At 48.4% G+C, this 3,178-nt stretch carries 2 rRNA genes; both read left to right on the top strand.

What is annotated here, in order from left to right:
* Positions 1 to 21: 21 nt before the first annotated feature.
* Positions 22 to 2,898: ribosomal RNA gene (locus GR160_RS19155) — 23S ribosomal RNA — on the top strand.
* A 168-nt stretch (positions 2,899 to 3,066) separates the two neighbouring features.
* Positions 3,067 to 3,175, top strand: a 5S ribosomal RNA gene (rrf, locus tag GR160_RS19150).
* Positions 3,176 to 3,178 lie beyond the last annotated feature (3 nt).

Genomic DNA, 3,178 nt, shown 5'->3' with positions numbered 1-3,178 from the left:
ACCTGGAACAAAAATGTAGTACAATAAGCAAAATAAGGGCGTATGGGGGATGCCTGTGGCTCTCAGAGGCGAAGAAGGACGTGATAAGCTGCGAAAAGCTGCGGGGATTGGCACATACGAATTGATCCGCAGATATCCGAATGGGGCAACCCACTATGTTGAAGACATAGTACTCCGATAGGAGGGCGAACCCGCTGAACTGAAACATCTAAGTAGGCGGAGGAGAAGAAAACAAAAGTGATTCCGTAAGTAGTGGCGAGCGAACGCGGATTAGCCCAAACCATTTATGTTACGGCATAGATGGGGTTGTAGGACCACGACATTTCTTGCACAAAGAATTAGAATCATCTGGAAAGTTGAGCCATAGAAGGTGATAGCCCTGTATAAGTAATGAGTGTAAAGAATAGTGGTATCCTGAGTAGGGCGGGGCACGTGAAACCCTGTCTGAATCTGCCGGGACCATCCGGTAAGGCTAAATACTCCTGAGAGACCGATAGTGAACCAGTACCGTGAGGGAAAGGTGAAAAGAACCGTGAATAACGGAGTGAAATAGATCCTGAAACCATACGCCTACAAGCGGTCGGAGCCCACAAGTTGGGTGACGGCGTGCCTTTTGCATAATGAGCCTACGAGTTACCGTTGCTGGCAAGGATAAGCACTTAAGGTGTGGATCCGTAGCGAAAGCGAGTCTGAATAGGGCGCTATAGTCAGTAATGGTAGACGCGAAACCGTGTGATCTACCCATGGGCAGGATGAAGCTGTGGTAACACATAGTGGAGGTCCGAACCGGTTGACGTTGAAAAGTCTTCGGATGACCTGTGGGTAGGGGTGAAAGGCCAATCAAACTCGGAAATAGCTCGTACTCCCCGAAATGCATTTAGGTGCAGCGCTGGGTATAGTTTATTAGAGGTAGAGCTACTGATTGGATGCGGGGGCTTCACCGCCTACCAATTCCTGACAAACTCCGAATGCTAATAAATGTTTACCAGCAGTGAGGGCATGGGTGCTAAGGTCCATGTCCGAGAGGGAAAGAACCCAGACCATCAGCTAAGGTCCCCAAATCTATACTAAGTTGAAAAAACGAGGTTTGTCTGCCCCGACAGCTAGGATGTTGGCTTGGAAGCAGCCATTCATTTAAAGAGTGCGTAACAGCTCACTAGTCGAGCGGACGAGCATGGATAATAATCGGGCATAAGTATAGTACCGAAGCTATGGACAGATTCATCTGTGGTAGGGGAGCATTCTATTCAGCGTCGAAGGTGTACTGCGAGGTATGCTGGAGCGGATAGAAAAGAAAATGTAGGCATAAGTAACGATAATGCGGGCGAGAAACCCGCACACCGAAAGACTAAGGTTTCCTCAGCTATGCTAATCAGCTGAGGGTTAGTCGGGACCTAAGGCGAACCCGAAAGGGACAGTCGATGGCCAACGGGTTAATATTCCCGTACTTCTTATAACTGTGATGGGGCGACGGAGTGATGAAAGCACCGCGAACTGACGGAATAGTTCGTTAAAGTACGTAACTATAGAGTCTGTAGGCAAATCCGCAGATTTTGGTGAAATACGATAGTACACGGAGCCTTCGGGCAAAGTGATAGTGTGCCTAAGGGCTTCCAAGAAAACCCCCTAAACTTAGGTTATAAGAACCCGTACCGTAAACCGACACAGGTAGTCGAGGAGAGAATCCTAAGGTGCTCGAGAGATTCATGGCTAAGGAATTAGGCAAAATAGACCTGTAACTTCGGGAGAAAGGTCGCCAGCGCAAGCTGGCCGCAGTGAAAAGGTCCAGGCGACTGTTTATCAAAAACACAGGGCTCTGCAAAATCGTAAGATGAAGTATAGGGCCTGACACCTGCCCGGTGCTGGAAGGTTAAGAGGAGATGTTATGGGCAACCAGAAGCATTGAATTGAAGCCCCAGTAAACGGCGGCCGTAACTATAACGGTCCTAAGGTAGCGAAATTCCTTGTCGGGTAAGTTCCGACCTGCACGAATGGTGTAACGATCTGGACACTGTCTCAGCCATGAGCTCGGTGAAATTGTAGTATCGGTGAAGATGCCGATTACCCGCAGTGGGACGAAAAGACCCTGTGCACCTTTACTATAGCTTAGTATTGACCTTGGATAATTGATGTGTAGGATAGGTGGGAGACTGTGAAATGGGTTCGCCAGGACTTGTGGAGTCATTGTTGAAATACCACCCTTTGGTTATCTGAGGCCTAACCCCTTGTTTAGGGGGACATTGCTTGGTGGGTAGTTTGACTGGGGTGGTCGCCTCCAAAAGAGTAACGGAGGCTTCTAAAGGTTCCCTCAGCACGCTTGGTAACCGTGCGTAGAGTGCAATGGCATAAGGGAGCTTGACTGAGAGACATACAGGTCGATCAGGTACGAAAGTAGAGCATAGTGATCCGGTGGTTCCGTATGGAAGGGCCATCGCTCAAAGGATAAAAGGTACGCCGGGGATAACAGGCTGATCTCCCCCAAGAGCTCATATCGACGGGGGGGTTTGGCACCTCGATGTCGGCTCGTCACATCCTGGGGCTGGAGAAGGTCCCAAGGGTTGGGCTGTTCGCCCATTAAAGTGGCACGCGAGCTGGGTTCAGAACGTCGTGAGACAGTTCGGTCTCTATCTACTGTGGGCGTTAGAAATTTGAGTGGATCTGATTCTAGTACGAGAGGACCGAGTCGGACAAACCTCTGGTGTATCTGTTGTCCTGCCAAGGGCACCGCAGAGTAGCTACGTTTGGAAGGGATAAGCGCTGAAAGCATATAAGCGCGAAACCCACCACAAGATGAGATTTCTTTTAAAGGTCGTGGAAGATGACCACGTTGATAGGCTATAGATGTAAAGGCAGTAATGTCATAGTCGAGTAGTACTAATAACCTGTAAGCTTATGTACGCACCCTCCCCGCTGAAAAGCGGGGGTGGAACTTTCTAAAATACTACTTATTTTCTTTATCTCAGTATGTTAAAATATTAGCAGCAAAGCTGCAGTTTTAAGTTCCTTGTTTATTGTTCATAGTTGAAAAACCTGAAACATTAAACATGTAACCTGAAACTAAAATTTTAAGGTGATTATTGCGGCGGGGCTCACCTCTTCCCATCCCGAACAGAGAAGTTAAGCCCGCCTGCGCAGATGGTACTGCATCTTGTGGGAGAGTATGTCATCGCCTTTCTTT

Source organism: Flavobacterium sp. Sd200, assembly GCF_009826935.1.
In the GTDB taxonomy this organism is placed as follows: Bacteria; Bacteroidota; Bacteroidia; order Flavobacteriales; family Flavobacteriaceae; genus Flavobacterium.
The sequence above is the reverse complement of the archived record's forward strand: the minus strand, read 5'-3'. Positions and strand labels throughout refer to the sequence as shown.